The sequence below is a fragment of the Sandaracinus amylolyticus genome (assembly GCF_000737325.1).
GTDB lineage: Bacteria > Myxococcota_A > Polyangia > Polyangiales > Sandaracinaceae > Sandaracinus > Sandaracinus amylolyticus.
This window is the reverse complement of the sequence record NZ_CP011125.1, coordinates 7870645-7886580: the sequence shown is the minus strand read 5'-3', so window position 1 is coordinate 7886580 and position 15936 is coordinate 7870645. Positions and strand designations below refer to the sequence as shown.

The window sequence follows — 15936 nt, the reverse complement described above, 5'->3', positions numbered from 1 at the left end:
CACTGTCAACGCTTCCGCGAGCGTACGAACAGCCCGCTGGGCTGTCCGTCGACGTCGAGCACGACGAGCGCGGGGAGGCCGTCGCTCTCCATGCGCTGCTCGGCGTCGAGCACGGGCACGTCCTCGTCCACGACCGGCAGGCTCGCGCTCATGATGTCGCGCGCGGACGCGCGCAGGCAGCCCTCGACGCTGTTCATCGCGCGCTGGAGCTCGATCGCCGAGATCATCCCGACGATCATCCCCTGCTCGTCGCGCACGAGCGCGACGCCGACGTCGCTCGACGTCAGCGCGAGCACGCACTCGCTCACGGCCGTGTCGGGGCTCACGAAGACGAGACCGTCGGTGAGCGCGACCTCACCGACGCGCGCGAGCCGACGTCCGAGACTGCCGCCGGGATGGATGCTCGCGAAGTCCTCCTCGCGGAAGCTGCGCACACGCATCAGCGCGATCGCGAGCGTGTCGCCCATCGCGAGCGTCGCGAGCGTGGAGCTCGTGGGCGCGAGGTTGTGCGGGCAGACCTCGCGATCGACCGACACGTCGAGCGCGAGATCGGCGCCGAGCGCGAGGCGCGACTCGGGCGCGCCGACCAGCGCGATCGTCGGCACGCCGCGGCGGCGCAGGTACGGCAGGAGCTGCAGGAGCTCGGCGGTCTCGCCGCTGTACGAGATGAGGATCACCGCGTCGCGCGAGGTGATCATGCCGAGGTCGCCGTGCAGCGCCTCGGTCGTGTGCACGAAGAAGCTCGGAGTGCCGGTCGACGCGAGCGTCGCCGCGATCTTGCGGCCGATGTGGCCCGACTTGCCGAGCCCGGTGACGACGACGTGGCCCTCGATGCCCTGCAGCATCCGGACGGCGCGGCCGAAGCGCTCGTCGAGGCGCTCGCCCAGCTTCGCGATCGCGGCGGCCTGCTGGCGGAGCGTGTCGCGCGCCTGGCGCGAGACGGCGTCGAGCACGACGGCGAGACCGTTGCCGCCGAGGCCCTTCGTCCCCGCGAACCCGGTGCCCGCGAAGCCGCTCGCGGTGCCTGCGAGCCCCGCCGCCGGGAACCCGGAGGCCGCGACCACACCCGAGCTCCGACCACCGCTCGTGTCGCGATCACCGCTCGTCGCGGAGCCATTGCTCGACGATCCCTCGGACCCGAGGGTCTCGCTTCCGAGCGTCTTCGCCGCTGCTTTCAGCCGCATCTCGATCCGGTCTCCCCGCAAAAGACGTCCTTGGTCGGTCGAACGTCGGCGCCTATGCAACGCGCCTCGCGGAGCCGCGGTTTAGCACCATCCGTGCCCCCTGTCGGAGTTCGCGACACTTCGGCGTTTTCACGAATGGTTCCGCAGGGCTCCGGCTCGGTTGCGGGCGGCCACGGCACGCCGCTGTGACATCCCTGTCATGGTCGGGAGTCGCCAAAAGCGAAGACCTGGAGGACCGCGCGCCCCGGCTCGTCCGCGTAGATCGACACGCCGAGCTCCCTGTCGCCGCGGCGCACGAAGAAGCGCAGCGCGTTTTCCTCGACGATCGTGGGATCGACCTGCCAGCCCGCGCGCTCGAGCTCGGCGCGCACCAGCGATTCCAGACCTTCCGGCGCGCTCGGGTACGCGACGCGCGCGATCGTCAGGGGATCATGCTCGCGCACCGGGAGGGGCGTGCCTCCAGGGATGGATGGAAGCTCCGCTGGCCAGCTGTGGAGCACCGAGTGCTCCGTGTCGGGCTCGGGGGCGTCGGCCGCGCGCGCACCGAGCACGGCGTCGAGCGCGGCGCCGGTGCATGCGTCGAGCGCTGCACAGTCGCGATGCGGCGCGCACGCGAGCGCCTCTTCCGGCATCGCGGAGTAGAGCCCTCCCGGCCGGCACGATCCGGCGCAATCGTTCTCCGCGTCGCTGCGCGCGATCCCTCGCGCGTCGAGGCACGCGGCGCTGTGCTCGCAGAGCGAGAGGCATCGCGCGTCGACGGGCGCGCTGGGCGGCGTGGGCGCGGGCGCATGGGCGTCCTCGGGGGCGCGCTCACCGCACGCGAGCGCGGCGCACGCGATCACGATCACGACGAGGCGCGCGCTCATGCGACGTCCTCGCCGCACGCAGTGAGCGCGAGCGCGAGCGCGAGCGGCGCGACTGGGACGGCGATTCGCACGGGGCGCCATTCTGTCCTCGCGAGATGTGCCGCGCTATATCGCGGCGACCATGAGAACGAGGCCGATCGCAATCCTCCTCGCGGCGTCGATCGCTGCGTGTGGCCCGAGCGCGACGACACGCGCGACCACACCCGACACCGCGCGCCAGGCCGCGTCGACGAGCGCGCCCGACGAGGCTCCGCCCGACGGGCCGCTGCCCGCGGGCGTCACGCCGCTGCACTACCGCATCGCGCTCGAGGTGCTGCCCGAGAACGATCGCTTCCGCGGCGAGGTGTGGATCCGCGCGCGCCTCGCGGAGGCGACCTCGCGCATCTGGATCCACGGCGCGCGCATGGACGTCTCGGCGGCGTCGATCGAGCGCGTGGAGGAAGAGAGCGACGAGCGCGTGAGCGTGCCCGCGACGTGGCATCCCGCGGAGCGCGAGGGCATCGCGGCGCTGCGCACGCAGACGCCGGTCGGGCCCGGCGACGTGACGATCCACATCGCGTACGAGGCGCCCTTCGATCGCCAGCTGAAGGGGCTCTATCGCGTCGACGTGGGCGACGATCACTACGCGTTCACGCAGTTCGAGGCGACGAGCGCGCGCTACGCGTTCCCCTCGTTCGACGAGCCGCGCTGGAAGACGCCGTTCGACATCGAGCTCACGGTGCACCGCGAGCACGTCGCGATCGCGAACACGCGCGAGCTCGAGCGCACGCAGCTCGAGAGCGGGCTCGATCGCGTGCGCTACGCGACGACGCTGCCGCTGCCGACCTATCTCGTCGCGATGGCGGTCGGTCCGCTCGACGTGGTCGAGGGCGCGGCCATTCCGCCGAGCGCGGTGCGCTCGCGTCCGCTGCCGTTCCGCGGCATCGCGGCGCGTGGTCGAGGGCCCGAGCTCGCGCACGCGATGGAGCACACGCCGCGCATCGTCGCCGCGCTCGAGGACTACTTCGGGACCGAGTATCCGTACGACAAGCTCGACATCATCGCGGTGCCGGACTTCGCGTCGGGCGCGATGGAGAACGCGGGCGCGATCACGTTCCGCGAGTTCCTCCTGCTGCTCGGCGCGAGCCCGCCCGAGGATCAGGTGCGCGGCTTCGCGAACGTGATGGCGCACGAGCTCGCGCACCAGTGGTTCGGCAACCTCGTCACGATGCCGTGGTGGGACGACATCTGGCTCAACGAGGCGTTCGCGACGTGGATGGCGTCGAAGACCGTCGCGCGCGTGTACCCGGAGATGAACGCGGATCTCGCGCAGCTCGCCGCGGTGCACGGCGCGATGGGCCAGGACTCGCTCGCGTCGGCGCGCCGCATCCGCCAGCCGATCGAGAGCGACCACGACATCCGCAACGCGTTCGACTCGATCACGTACTCGAAGGGCGCGGGCGTGCTCTCGATGTTCGAGGCGTGGGTCGGCGAGGACGTCTTCCGCGAAGGGATCCGCACGTACCTGCGGCAGCATCGCTTCGGCACCGCGACGAGCGAGGATCTGCTCGCGGCGCTGAGCGAGTCGGCGGGGCGCGACGTGATGACGCCGTTCCGCACGTTCCTCGAGCAGCCCGGCGTGCCGCTCGTCGAGGCGCGGCTCGAGTGTGCGACGGGCGCGCAGCCGGTCGTGCACCTCGCGCAGTCGCGCTACACGCCGGTGGGCTCGACCGCGCCGCGCGATCGCACGTGGAGCATCCCGGTGTGCATCACGTATCCGGCGCGCGGGACGCAGCTCGCGACGACGTGCGAGCTGATGAGCGCGGCGAGCGCGGACCTGTCGCTCGCGGACGCACAGGGCTGTCCCGCGTGGGTCATGCCGAACGCGGGCGCGCGCGGGTACTACCGCTGGACGCTGCCGCCCGAGCAGCTGCGCCCGTTGATGGAGCGCGGTGGGACGCGCCTCTCGCCGATGGAGCGCGCGAGCGTCGCGAACAACCTCCGCGCGGCGTTCGCGAGCGCGACGATCCCTGGCGGCGACGTGATCGCGGCGATGCCGCGCATCGCGAGCGACTCGGTGCGGATCGTCGCGACCGATCCGATGGGGCTCGCGAGCAACGTCGTCGACCAGATCGTGTCCGACGAGCACGAGGCGGCCGCGCGCACGTGGGCGAGCGGGCTCTATCGCGCGAGCGCGACGCGGCTCGGGTGGACGCCGCGCCCGCGCGAGGACGGCGACACGCGGCTGCTGCGTCGCGACGTGCTCGGGTTCATGGCGAGCGTCGCGCGTGACCCGCGGGTGCGCAGCGAGGCGGCGCGTCGAGGGCGCGCGTACCTCGGCGCGGGCGGCGACGGCGCGATCCACGCGGATGCGGTCGCCCCCGATCTCGCGGGGATCGCGGCGGCGGTCGCGGTGCAGGAGGGCGACGCGGCGCTCTTCGACGCGGTGCAGACGACGCTCTTCGCGACCGAGGACGCGGTGGTGCGCGCGCGGCTGATCGCGGCGCTCTCGAGCACCGAGGACGCTGCGCTCGCGGCGAGGGCGCTCGATCTCGGGCTCGATGCGCGGCTGCGCGTGAACGAGGTGCTGATCCCGCTGAGCGTGCAGGCCGAGCACGACGAGGGGCGCGAGCGCGCGTGGGCGTGGCTCGTCGAGCACTTCGACGCGCTCTCGGCGCGCATCGCGACGACGCGCGCGGGCGCGACGCCGTGGCTCTTCGCGGGGTTCTGCTCGCGCGACGACGCGGAGCGGGTGCGGACGTTCTTCGAGCCGCGCATCGCGGGGCTCGCGGGCGGGCCGCGCAACCTCGCGGGCGCGCTCGAGGCGATCGAGCTGTGCGCGGCGCGGGTGCAGGCGCAGCGTGCGAGCGTGGAGCAGGCGATCGCGCGGTGACGACATCACGGGCGTGAATGGATCCGGGGGGATCCATTCACGCCGGTGATGGGCGCTCAGCGGCAGGTCTGCGCGCGGCGCGTGTCGCGGGGCGTGCAGATGAGGCCCAGCGGGCCCAGCAGGCCGTCGCACTCGACCCACGTGCCTTCGTCGCCGCAGGCCGGGACGCTCTCGCGCCAGCCCTGGCCGGTGCAGCGCATCAGCACCGTGAGCGCGCTGCACTGGCGGTGGATCTGCGCGAACTCGCGCTCCTCGCTGCCGTTGCAGTCGTAGTCGAACGTGCACGAGCTGCCCGGGCCTCCGTCGCGGCAGTAGGGCATGCGGAAGAACCGCGTCTGCGCGGGATTCACCGCCTCGCCGACCGGCGTGGGCTCGTCGAAGCAGTCGCCCGCGTTCGGCGTGGTGCCCGCCGGGCACGAGCAGTCACGGAGGCTGCGCTCGACGCTGCCGAAGCCGTCGGCGTCGGTGTCGCCGTAGCACTCGATCTCGACGATCTCCTCGTCGACGTCGCCGTCGCAGTCGTCGTCGAGCTCGTTGCACTGCTCGGGCGCGCCGTCGTAGCGGTTCGGATCGAGATCGTCGCAGTCGTCGCCGCACGACGTGATCGCCTCGGGCGCGTGGCCGTCGCGATCCATGTCGATCAGCGTGATCTCGCAGCCGTTGCGCGGGTTGCAGACCGCGGTGTGACAGTCGTCCTCGGGCGCGCACGCGGGCGGGACGCCGCGCTGACAGCCCGCGCTCACGTCGCACGACTCCTGCCCGGTGCACGCGTCGACGTCGTCGCAGTCGAGATCCTCGCGGCACGAGGGGACGCAGTCGGGCTCGCAGCCGTCGCCGGCCATCGAGTTGCCGTCGTCGCACTCCTCGCCCTCTTCGCGCACGCCGTTGCCGCAGCCCGCGGGGATGCACACGCCCGAGTCGCACACGCCGTCGTCGCCGCTCGGCGTCGTGCAGATGCGATCGGTCGACGGCACGCCCGGCTCGCACTTCGAGCCCGCGCTGCAGATCTCGACGCCGTTGCAGGGGTTCTCGTCGTCGCAGTCGAGCGGGTCGTCGCAGCTCGGCACGCAGGAGATGGGCTCGCATCCGTCGCCGGTGCGATCGTTGGCGTCGTCGCAGACCTCGCCCGCGGTCTCGTCGACGACTCCGTCGCCGCAGAACGAGAGCTCGCAGCGATCGTCGACGCAGATCAGCGATGCGCCGTCGGCGCCGCACGGCGTGCCGTCCGGCTGGCCGCGGCACTCGTCGTCGGGCGGTCCGGCATCGCCGCGCGACGCGTCGGCGCCGACGTGGCCCGCATCGAGCCCACCGGCGTCGAAGCCGCCGCTCGGATCGGGTGGATCGACGTCGAGCGTGAGGCCGCAGCCCGCGATGCCGGTGATGGAGAGAAAAGCAAAGGCGGAGAAGACGTGCGCGCGGAGGTGCACGGATCCAGCCTAGCGGAACGCGAGATGCAGCGCGAATCCGCACCTGGCGGTGCGTTCGCGGCGCGGAGTTCGCGAGCCAGCGAACACTACTCGCGCCGCGACTTCCGCTTCCACGAGAGGCGGATCGGCGTGCCCTCGAAGCCGAAGCGCTCGCGCAGCGCGTTCGCGACGTAGCGCTGATAGCTGAAGTGCACCGCCTCGGGCTCGTTGGTGACGATCACGAAGCGCGGCGGGCGCGTCTCGGCCTGCGTCACGTAGTAGAGCCGCACCGCCTTGCCCTTCTGGGTCGGAGGCGGGTGGTGCTCCAGCACTTCCTCGAAGAAGCGGTTGAGCTCCGCGGTGGTCACGCGCTTTCGATGCTCGACGAGCGCGGCGTTCGCGGCCTCGATCAGCTTGTTCACGGCGCGGCCCGTCTTCGCGCTCACCGTGACGAAGCGCGCCCAGGGCGCGAACGAGAGCACTTCACGCGCGCGCGCGACCGCCTTCTTGCGCTCGACGTCGCTCATCAGGTCGCCCTTGTTGAGCCCGACCACGAGCGCGCGCCCGCGATCGACGACGAGCCCCGCGAGCTTCGCGTCCTGCTCCGCGATCCCCTCCGCGGCGTCGACGAGCAGCACCACGACGTGGCTGCGCTCGATCGCCTTGATCGCCTTCATCACCGCGAGGCCCTCGACACCCTTGTCGATGCCGCGCTTGCGGCGCATGCCCGCGGTGTCGATCAGCACCCACTTGTCGTCGCCGCGCTCGTAGAGCGCGTCGATCGCGTCGATCGTCGTGCCGGGGCGCGAGTCGACGAGCTGACGGTTCTCGCCGAGCAGGCGGTTCACGAGCGAGCTCTTGCCGGCGTTGGGGCGACCGACGATCGCGACGCGCGGGATCGCCTCGTCCCACTGCTGCGAGGCGCCGGTGCCCTCGGCGGGCAGCGCGGCGGCGATCGCGTCCTCGAGCTCCGACATGCCGTTGCCGTGGAGCGCGCTGATCGGGATCAAGCGATCGATGCCGAGCTCGTAGAGCTCCATGCCCGCCATCGCCTGGGCCTTCGAGTCGGCCTTGTTCGCGGCGTAGATCACCGGCTTGTTCGCGCGGCGCAGGAGCGCGATCGCGGCCTCGTCGGCGCTCGTCGCGCCGGTCGTCGCGTCGAGCACGCAGACGACGACGTCGGCCTCTTCGAGGGCGAGCTTCACGTGCTGCGCGATGCCCTCCTTCATCGGGTCGTCGCTCTCGGGATCGAAGCCGCCGGTGTCGACCAGCACGACCTCGCGCCCCAGCATCAGCGTGTCGGCGTAGTGGCGATCGCGCGTGACGCCCGCGACGTCCTCGACGATCGCGATGCGCTGGCCCGCGAGGCGATTGAAGAGCGTGCTCTTGCCGATGTTGGGACGGCCGACGATCGCGACGACCGGGCGCGCGTAGATCGCGCCGGCGGGCACCGGCTGCTTGCGGCGGTTGCGCTTCTTCTTCTGCTGCGGAGCGCCCTCGTCGTCGTCTTCGAAGGCGGTCTCCTCGAGCTCCTCGTCGCTCACGACAGGCTCCCTTCGCGCGTGAGGCGGCGGACCTTCTCGGGGTCCTCGGTCCAGCCCGGCACCACCTTCACGAAGGTGCGCAGGAACACCTTGCGCTCGAGCATCGCCTCGATGTTCTCGCGCGCCTCCTGGCCGATCGTCTTCAACATCTCGCCGCGCGCGCCGATCACGATCGCCTTGTGCGAGTCCTTCGTCACGATGATCGTCACGCCGATGCGCAGCAGCTTGCCCTCGTCGACCCACTCGTCGACCTGCACCGCGACGCCGTGCGGCACTTCCTGTCGCACGTGCGCGAGCAGCGCTTCGCGCACCAATTCCGCCACGAAGAAGCGCTCGGGACGATCGGTGAGCACGTCGTCCTCTTCGTAGAGGAGGCCCTCGGGCAGGTGCTCGCGGATCTCCTTCACGATCGGCGCGAGGTTCGATCCGCGCAGCGCCGAGCAGGGCACGATCGTCGCCCACGGGTGCGCCTTCGCGAGCACCTCGAGCGTCGGCAGCAGCTGGCCCTTGTCCTTGACCTTGTCGACCTTGTTGAGCGCGAGGACGATCGGCTTGCCGAGCGGCTTCATCAGCTCGAGCACGCGCTGATCCTCGGGCGCCAGCGCGCGGCGCTTCACCACGTCACCCGCGTCGACGAGCAGCAGCAGCACGTCGCCCTGCTCGAGCGCGCCCTGCGCTTCTTCGACGAGCACGCGGCCGAGCATGCTCTTGGGCGCTTCGAGGCCCGGGGTGTCGAGGAACGCGATCTGCGTGCGCGCGCCCTCGACAGGCGCGTCGAACACGCCGAGCAGCACGGTGCGCGTCGTGCCCGGGCGCGGCGCGACGATCGCGAGCTTCGTCCCGAGCAGCGCGTTGAGGAGCGTGGACTTGCCGACGTTGGGGCGCCCGGCGATCACGCAGCGACCCGCGCGCGGCGGGGCCGCGTCGGGCTTCTGCTTGCGATTCGCGGTCGAATCGCGAGGTGTGGTGCTGCGGGGGCGGGCCATGACGGAAGCGCGAGTCTAGTGCTCGCCGCGTGATCGTCGAGCGATGGGGCGCGCGGTGTGTCGGCGGGCTCGCGGACGGATCGGCGCGCGGGGTCGGCGGGCGCGCGGGCGGATCCGCGCAAAAAGCGTCGCGGTAGAGGTACGATGCGGGTGAACCGGGGCGCGCGGGCTGGGTGCGCGCTCGGGCGGAGGCGAGTGAGGGAGCACGTCGTCGCGGTCGCACTGTCGGGGTTGTGCGCGATCCATGCGGGATGCGGGCTCGAGCGCGTCGGCATCGTCCCGTACGGGTCGCCGCGGGACGGGGGTGCGCGCGTCGACGCGAGCGCGCCGGTCGACGCCGGTGGGGGCGCGAGCACGGACGCCGGCGTGAACGGCGTCGACGCAGGACCGCCCGACGCGGGGCGCGGCCCAGCCTGCGGTGACGATCCCGCGCTCGTCGCCTGCTATCCGTTCGACGGCGACGCGCTCGATCACGGACCGCGCGCCAACGATCTCGCGGTGAGCGGCGTGAGCTGGGATCCGAGCGGCGGCATGGCGCTCGGCGTGACCAGCAGCGCGGTCGTCGCGACGCGGCCCGAGCTCGCGCACGCCGAGACGACGGTGCTCGCGTGGCTGCGGGTCGATGCGATGCCGGCGGTCGGACGCGCGGGGATCGTCGATCACGACGGGCAGTACGGGCTGTTCGTGCACCCGGGCGGGGAGCTGCGCTGCGCGATCACGATCGCGGGGTCGGGCTGGGCGATGGCGGCCGCGGTGATCGAGGCGGGCCGCTGGCACCACGTCGCGTGCGTGGTGGAGGACGCGACGCTGCGGCTCTACGTCGACGGGCGCGAGGTCGCGACGGCGCCCGCGTCGACGAGCCGGGCGCCGGGGAGCTCGGCGCTCTACGTCGGCGAGAACGGACCGACCGGCGACGATCAGCTGATCGGCGCGATCGACGACCTGCAGATCTGGGACAAGCCGCTCACCGGGCAGGAGATCGCCGCGGTCGTGCGCGACGGGCGCTGATCAACGTCGCGAGCAGGGTCGATCGTCGCCGCCGCGCGAGCGGCGATCGCGCTCGTCGCGCTCGAGGCGATCGAGCTCGTCGCGTCGCGCGCGATGGCGCGCCGCGTCCTCTTCCATGCGACGTCGCTCGTCGGGCGTGATGTGCCGCTGCTCGTTGGGATCGGAGTAGAAGTCGCGGCGCGGGAGGCCGCGATCGCCGCGGTACTGGTTCTCGGTGAACTCCGCGTCGGCGTAGGGACCGAGACCCACCGTGCGCAGCTCGTTCTGCTGCACGCCGCGGCAGCCGGGACGTAGACCGCACATGCGCGCGTCGCGGCGGCCGACGCGGCGATCCTGGTTCTGGCGGCGCACGATGTCGTCGGCGTGCACGAGCTCGTGGAAGAGCGTGACGTCGCTCGGGTAGTTGTCGCGATGGCCGAACTCGCCGGGGCGCCCGCCGGGCACGCCTTCGGGCAGCGCGTTGTCCTCGGGGTTGTAGGAGAGGCGCGCGGTCGACGGGCCGAGGCGATCGGTCGCGCCGCCGCCGCCCTGCTGCGAGCCGACCTGCACGGTGCCGCCGCTGTCGCGGAGCGATCGCAGCAGGCGACGCCCGCTGGGCGTGCTCGCGATCGTCTCGAGATCGCGGCGCGCGCGCTCGACGAACTCGGGGCTGCCGGTGATGGTGATGTTGCCGACGCGCACGCGCTCGAGCGGGTTGCCGTTGTGATCGCTGAGGCGCTCGGGATCGCCGACGTCGAAGCCCTCGATGTCGCCGAGGGTGGGGCGCGGCATCGGCGGTGCGCTCGACGGGCCTTCGCCGGGATCGTCGCCGCCGCGCGAGCAGGGGCGAGGATCGTCGTCGCGGTCGTAGTCGCGCGCCGGGCCTCGATCCCGATCTCGATCTCGATCTCGGTCGCGGCGGCGGTCGCGATCGGGCGCGCCGATCGGCGGCGGGACGAGGCCGAGATCGCCGACGCCCCCGAGGCCGGGATCGAGGCCGGCGATCGCGGAGTCGTCGAGCTCGCCGCCGTCGCCGACGAAGGTCTCGGAGGTCGCGACGCCGAGCGTGCCGACCGCGGTCGCGCCGAAGATCGCGAGCGTCCCTGCGAGGAGGAGCTGCTCGGTGCCGAGCTGTCCGCGTGGATCGCGGAGGAGGTTGCGACGCATCGTCATGCGCGCGCCTCGAGCATCTGCCGTACCGCGCTCGAGAGCGCTCGATCGAGGGTGGTGCGCAGTGCGCATCGAGGGGATGCCCATGCGCACCGAGGTGGGCATCGCGGTGCCCGCGCCTATGGCGATGAGGGTGCGGACGCGGAGGTTCGGGGACGCTCTCGTGCCCGTGATCGGGCAGGGGACGTGGAACATGGAGCAGGACGCGCGCGACGAGGTCGTGCGCGCGCTGCGGCGTGGGCTCGATCTCGGGCTCACCCACGTCGACACCGCGGAGCTCTACGGGAGCGGGCGCGTCGAGGAGATCGTGCGCGAGGCGATCGCGGGGCGGCGCGACGAGGTGTTCCTCGTGAGCAAGGTGCTCCCGTCGAACGCATCACGCCGCGGGACGATCGAGGCGTGCGAGCGAAGCCTCGCGCGGCTCGGCACCGATCGGCTCGACGCGTATCTGCTGCACTGGCCGGGATCGTTCCCGCTCGAGGAGACGATCGAGGCGTTCGAAGAGCTCGTGCGCGCCGGGAAGATCGTGCGCTGGGGCGTGAGCAACTTCGACGAGGAGGAGCTCGAGGACGCGCAGCGGATCGCGGGCGACGGGCGCATCGCGTGCAACCAGGTGCTGCATCACCTGCAGGAGCGCGCGATCGAGCACGCGGTCGCGCCGTGGTGCGCGGCGCGCGGCGTCGCGGTGGTGAGCTATTCGCCGTTCGGATCGGGCGAATTCCCCGCGGCGGGGAGCAAGGGCGGCAAGGTGCTCGCGGAGATCGCGCGCGCGCACGGCGCGACGCCGAGGCAGGTCGCGCTCGCGTTCTTGCTGCAGGTCGTGCCGGGCGCGCTGGTGATCCCGAAGGCGTCGAAGGTCGCGCACGTGGAGGACAACGCGGGCGCGATGGAGCTCGTGCTCGACGACGACGAGATCGCGCACATCGACGCGGTGTTCCCGAAGGGGAAGCGGCGGCGCGGGGTGCCGACGTTGTGAACGACCGAGCAGGCAAGACGCGCGTGGCTCGCGCGGTGGCGCTCGCGATGCTCGTCGCGGCGTGCGGAGCACCGGCGCCGCGGGTCGAGCGCGCGGAGGACGTCGAGCCACGCGTCGCGTTCGTCTCGATGGACTCCGACGTGTGGGCGTTCGAGCGACGCGTGGAGGGCACGGCCGACGCGGCGTGCGTGGACGTCGAGCTGCGACGCGGGGAGAGCGAGATCGAGGTCGCGCGCGAAGGCGCGCGCTTCGTCGCGATGGTGCCGCTCGTCTCGGGCGCGAACGTGATCGTGGCGCGCTGTGAGCTCGCGGGCGGACGCAGCGTGGAGAGCGCGCCGCTGCGGCTGCTGGTGCGGCTCGAGGATCGCCCACGCGCCGTGGTGCGCGCGAGGGTCCAGGGCGAATGCGTGATCGTCGATCTCGAGTCGAGCACGCCCGCCGAAGGACGCAGCGCGCCGTTGGTGCGCGCGAGGTGGAGCGGCGCCGGGCTGACCACCGAGAGCGGCGCGCCGATCGACTCGGTGACGGATCGCGCGGTGGTGCTGCGCGTGCCGACGAGCGACGGCGAGCACGTCGTCGAGGGCGAGATCACGGACGCGCTGGGGCGCAGCGATCGCGCGGCGGCGCGCATCGTCGTGGAGGGCGGCGTCGCGCGCGTGAGCGATCCGATGCGCGAGCACGCGCGGTGGATCCGCGAGGCGGTGATCTACGGCGCGGTGCCCTTCTTGTTCGGCGCGCCGGGGCTCCCCGCGATCACGGCGCGCCTCGACGCGATCCGCGCGCTCGGCGTCGACACGATCTGGCTCTCGCCGATCACGCGATCGCCCGACGACGACTACGGCTACGCCGTGACCGACTACTTCGAGGTGCGCGAGCGCTACGGCACGACCGAGGATCTGCGCGCGCTCGTCGACGCCGCGCACGCGCGCGGGATGCGCGTGCTGATGGACTTCGTACCGAACCACGCGTCGGATCGGCACCCGTACTTCGAGCACGCGCAACGCTACGGCGCGCGCTCGCCGTACCACGGGTTCTTCGATCGCGACGAGGCCGGCGAGGTCACGCACTACTTCGACTGGGAGAACCTGCCGAACCTCGAGTACGACGATCCCGAGGTGAGCCGCATGATGCGCGAGGCGTTCGCGCACTGGGCGCGCGACCTCGACGTCGACGGGTTCCGCATCGACGCCGCGTGGGGCGTGCAGCAGCGCGACCCCGCGTTCTTCCGCACGCTCGCCGAGGAGCTCTATCGCGTCGATCCGCAGCTCTTGTTGATCGCGGAGGCGAGCGCGCGCGATCCCTACTGGCGCGAGGTCGGGTTCGCGGCCGCGTACGACTGGACCGACGAGATCGGGCACTGGGCGTGGCGCGAGGCGACCGGATGGTCGGGCACCGATCCCGGCATCGACGTGCCTGCGCTCCGACAAGCGATCGTCGCGACCGAGCGGGCGCGCGACGGGCTCGAGGTCGTGCGCTTCCTCGACAACAACGACACCGGCGCGCGCTTCCTGTCGCGCCAGGGACGCGGCGCACACGACGCCGCGAGCATGTTGCTCTTCACGCTGCCGGGTCTCCCCGCGCTCTTCACCGGCGCGGAGATCGGCGCGGAGTACGAGCCGTATGCGCGCGAGGAGCCGCTCGAGTGGGAGGGCGGGGAGGACGTCGCGCGCGTGCTCGCGCGCGGCATCGCGACGCGGCGTTCGGTGCGCGCGCTGACCGAGGGTGAGCTCGTCATGCTCGAGGTCGAGCCCGCGGACGCGGTGATCGCGTTCCTGCGTCGCGATCCCGAAGGCGATGCCGCGCCTGCGCTGGTCGCGATCGAGCTCGGCGGTGAGGCGCGGCGCGCGCGCATCACGCTGCCCGCCGACGCGCAGCGGGCGTTCGGGGCGCGTGCGTGGCGTGACCGGCTGCAGGACGTAGCGGTGTCGGTCGAGCGGCGTGCGGGAGAGGTGATCGTCCCGCTCGGTGCACACGGCGCGCGCGTGTTCGAGGGCGCCGGCCGTCGTTGATGCGGCGCGCCGCGTGGTGCGCTGCCACGCGACGAGCACGCGCGCTTGCGCTCTCGGTCCCCGGGATCAGGGATCCGGATAGAGCAGCGCGCCGATGACGGACATCGCTCACGAGCCTTCGAGCGACGCGAGCGCTGAGGTTGCCGAGAAGGAACGCTCGCGATGGGCGCTCCTCCGGCGTGCGCTCACGTTCGCGAGGCCGCACCGGCGATCGATCACGCTGATCCTCGGGCTGACGATGATGGCCGCCGCGCTCGGCGCCGCGGAGCCGCTCGTGTTGCGCTGGATCTTCGACGCGCTCGCCGCGGGCACCGGCGACATCGACGTCGCGCTCACCGGTGTCGCCGCGCTCGCGGTCGTGGGCGTGCTGCGCGAGATCGGCGCGGGCACCGCGACGTTCATGACGTGGCGCACGAGGCTCGCGATCCACTTCGCGCTGCTCGACGCGACCGTCGAGCGCCTGCACCGACTGCCGATCGAGTTCCACAAGGCCGAGGGCGTCGGCGCGACGATGACGAAGCTCGATCGCGGCATCCAGGGCTTCGTCGGCGCGCTCAACGAGATCGCGTTCAACCTGCTGCCGGCGCTCGGCTATCTGCTCTTCGGCGTGATCGTGATGGTCCAGCTCGATTGGCGCCTCGCGCTGCTCGTGCTCGCGTTCGCGCCGCTGCCCGCGCTGATCGCGGCGCGCGCGGCGCCGACGCAGACGCGCCGCGAAGAGGCGCTGCTCTCGCGCTGGTCGAAGATCTACTCGCGCTTCAACGAGGTGCTCTCCGGGCTCGTCACGGTGCGCAGCTTCGCGATGGAGGACTTCGAGAAGGAGCGCTTCCTCGACGACGTGCGTGGAGCGAACGACGTGGTGGTGCGCGGCGTCGGCTTCGACACGCGGGTGGGCGCGATGCAGAACGCGGCGGTCACCGCAGCGCGCGTCAGCGCGATCGGGCTCGGCGCGGTGCTGATCGTGCGCGGCGAGATCTCGATCGGGACGCTGATCGCGTTCCTCGGCTACGTCGCGGGCGCGTTCGGACCGGTGCAAAACCTCGCGGGCATGTACCGCACGCTGCGCATGGCGACGGTCTCGATCGACACGATCTTCTCGATCCTCGACGCGCAGGAGCACCTCGGCGACGCGCCCGACGCGAAGGAGATCTCGCACGTGCGCGGCGACGTCGACTTCGACGCCGTGCGCTTCGGATACCGCCGCGAGCGCCCGATCCTCGAGCACGTCGATCTGCACGTGAAGGCGGGCGAGACGATCGCGCTCGTCGGGCCGAGCGGCTCGGGCAAGTCGACGCTGATGTCGCTCCTGCAGCGCTTCTACGATCCGTGGGAGGGCTCGGTGCGCGTCGACGGCGTCGACGTGCGTGACCTCAGGCAGTCGTCGCTGCGGCGGCAGATCGGCGTGGTGCTCCAGGAGCCGATCCTCTTCAACGACACGATCGCCGCGAACATCGCGTACGGGCGGCCCGAGGCGACGCCGGCGCAGGTCGAGGCGGCGAGCCGCGCGGCGCACGCGGACGTGTTCGTGGAGAAGCTCGCGAAGGGCTATCAGACGAAGGTCGGCGAGCGCGGCGCGCTGCTCTCGGTCGGCGAGCGACAGCGCATCGCGATCGCGCGCGCGCTGCTGAAAGACCCCGCGATCCTGATCCTCGACGAGGCGACGAGCGCGCTCGACGCGGAGTCGGAGGCGCTCGTGCAGGACGCGATCGAGAAGCTCGTGGTCGGGCGCACGACGTTCGTGATCGCGCATCGTCTCGCGACCGTGGTGAACGCGGATCGCATCGTCGTGCTGAGGCACGGCGAGGTCATCGAGATCGGCAAGCACGAGGAGCTGCTGCGCGCGAAGGGCTACTACGCGTCGCTGGTCGCGAAGCAGAGCCGCGGGATGTTGCCCGAGGAGTAGAGACGCGAGCGCGGGCGCTCGAGGATCAGCCTC

11 protein-coding genes are annotated in these 15936 nt (G+C 72.2%); 5 read left to right on the top strand and 6 right to left on the bottom strand.

Annotation, left to right across the window (positions count from 1 at the left end):
- Positions 1-5 precede the first annotated feature (5 nt).
- Together DB32_RS33260 and DB32_RS33255 are read right to left on the bottom strand one after the other, a co-directional pair.
- Positions 6-1184 (bottom strand): KpsF/GutQ family sugar-phosphate isomerase, encoded by a 1179-nt coding sequence (locus DB32_RS33260; RefSeq protein WP_157069685.1) that lies wholly within the window; start codon positions 1182-1184, stop codon positions 6-8.
- 197 nt (positions 1185-1381) lie between these two features.
- Complete coding sequence (locus DB32_RS33255) at positions 1382-2050, bottom strand: hypothetical protein (protein ID WP_053236683.1); 669 nt, start codon at positions 2048-2050, stop codon at positions 1382-1384.
- Positions 2051-2171: 121 nt separating this feature from the next.
- Between DB32_RS33255 and DB32_RS33250 the strand changes: the two genes are divergently transcribed.
- Positions 2172-4922: a M1 family metallopeptidase gene (locus DB32_RS33250; protein WP_053236682.1), complete on the top strand. Its 2751-nt coding sequence runs from the start codon at positions 2172-2174 to the stop codon at positions 4920-4922.
- Between the two features lie 56 nt (positions 4923-4978).
- On the opposite strand, the gene DB32_RS33245 is transcribed toward DB32_RS33250, so the two are convergent.
- The 3 genes from DB32_RS33245 to era all read right to left on the bottom strand — a co-directional run bounded on the left by DB32_RS33245 (position 4979) and on the right by era (position 8858).
- Complete coding sequence (locus tag DB32_RS33245; RefSeq protein ID WP_053236681.1) at positions 4979-6349, bottom strand: MopE-related protein; 1371 nt, start codon at positions 6347-6349, stop codon at positions 4979-4981.
- Between the two features lie 86 nt (positions 6350-6435).
- Positions 6436-7872 (bottom strand): ribosome biogenesis GTPase Der, encoded by a 1437-nt coding sequence (gene der, locus DB32_RS33240; RefSeq protein WP_053236680.1) that lies wholly within the window; start codon positions 7870-7872, stop codon positions 6436-6438.
- Entirely contained in the window at positions 7869-8858 is a 990-nt protein-coding gene (era, locus tag DB32_RS33235; protein ID WP_053236679.1) for a GTPase Era, read from the bottom strand. The genes der and era overlap by 4 nt, the downstream gene beginning before the upstream one ends.
- A gap of 195 nt (positions 8859-9053) precedes the next feature.
- On the opposite strand from era, the gene DB32_RS33230 reads away from it, so the two are divergent.
- Entirely contained in the window at positions 9054-9866 is an 813-nt protein-coding gene (locus DB32_RS33230) for a LamG domain-containing protein (protein WP_169791638.1), read from the top strand.
- Here the strand turns inward: DB32_RS33230 and DB32_RS47420 are convergent, their stop codons facing one another.
- Positions 9867-11018 carry a M91 family zinc metallopeptidase gene (locus tag DB32_RS47420; RefSeq protein WP_053236677.1) on the bottom strand — a complete coding sequence of 384 codons (1152 nt, stop codon included), beginning with the start codon at positions 11016-11018 and terminating at the stop codon, positions 9867-9869.
- Between the two features lie 130 nt (positions 11019-11148).
- On the opposite strand from DB32_RS47420, the gene DB32_RS33220 reads away from it, so the two are divergent.
- The 3 genes from DB32_RS33220 (at position 11149) to DB32_RS33210 (ending at position 15903) form a co-directional block, all read left to right on the top strand.
- Entirely contained in the window at positions 11149-11991 is an 843-nt protein-coding gene (locus tag DB32_RS33220; protein ID WP_420820943.1) for an aldo/keto reductase, read from the top strand.
- 23 nt (positions 11992-12014) lie between these two features.
- A complete protein-coding gene (locus tag DB32_RS33215; protein ID WP_157069683.1) occupies positions 12015-14000 on the top strand; it encodes an alpha-amylase family glycosyl hydrolase in 1986 nt (661 codons plus the stop codon).
- Positions 14001-14094: 94 nt separating this feature from the next.
- A complete protein-coding gene (locus DB32_RS33210) occupies positions 14095-15903 on the top strand; it encodes an ABC transporter ATP-binding protein (protein WP_053236675.1) in 1809 nt (602 codons plus the stop codon).
- Positions 15904-15936: the final 33 nt, after the last annotated feature.

Excerpts from the sequence above, each read along its gene's own strand:
- era (WP_053236679.1), bottom strand. The coding sequence starts at position 8,858 with ATGGCCCGCCCCCGCAGCACCACACCTCGCGATTCGACCGCGAATCGC.
- DB32_RS33260 (WP_157069685.1), bottom strand. The coding sequence starts at position 1,184 with ATGCGGCTGAAAGCAGCGGCGAAGACGCTCGGAAGCGAGACCCTCGGG.
- DB32_RS33210 (WP_053236675.1), top strand. The coding sequence starts at position 14,095 with ATGACGGACATCGCTCACGAGCCTTCGAGCGACGCGAGCGCTGAGGTT.
- DB32_RS33255 (WP_053236683.1), bottom strand. The coding sequence starts at position 2,050 with ATGAGCGCGCGCCTCGTCGTGATCGTGATCGCGTGCGCCGCGCTCGCG.
- DB32_RS33250 (WP_053236682.1), top strand. The coding sequence starts at position 2,172 with ATGAGAACGAGGCCGATCGCAATCCTCCTCGCGGCGTCGATCGCTGCG.
- DB32_RS47420 (WP_053236677.1), bottom strand. The coding sequence starts at position 11,018 with ATGACGATGCGTCGCAACCTCCTCCGCGATCCACGCGGACAGCTCGGC.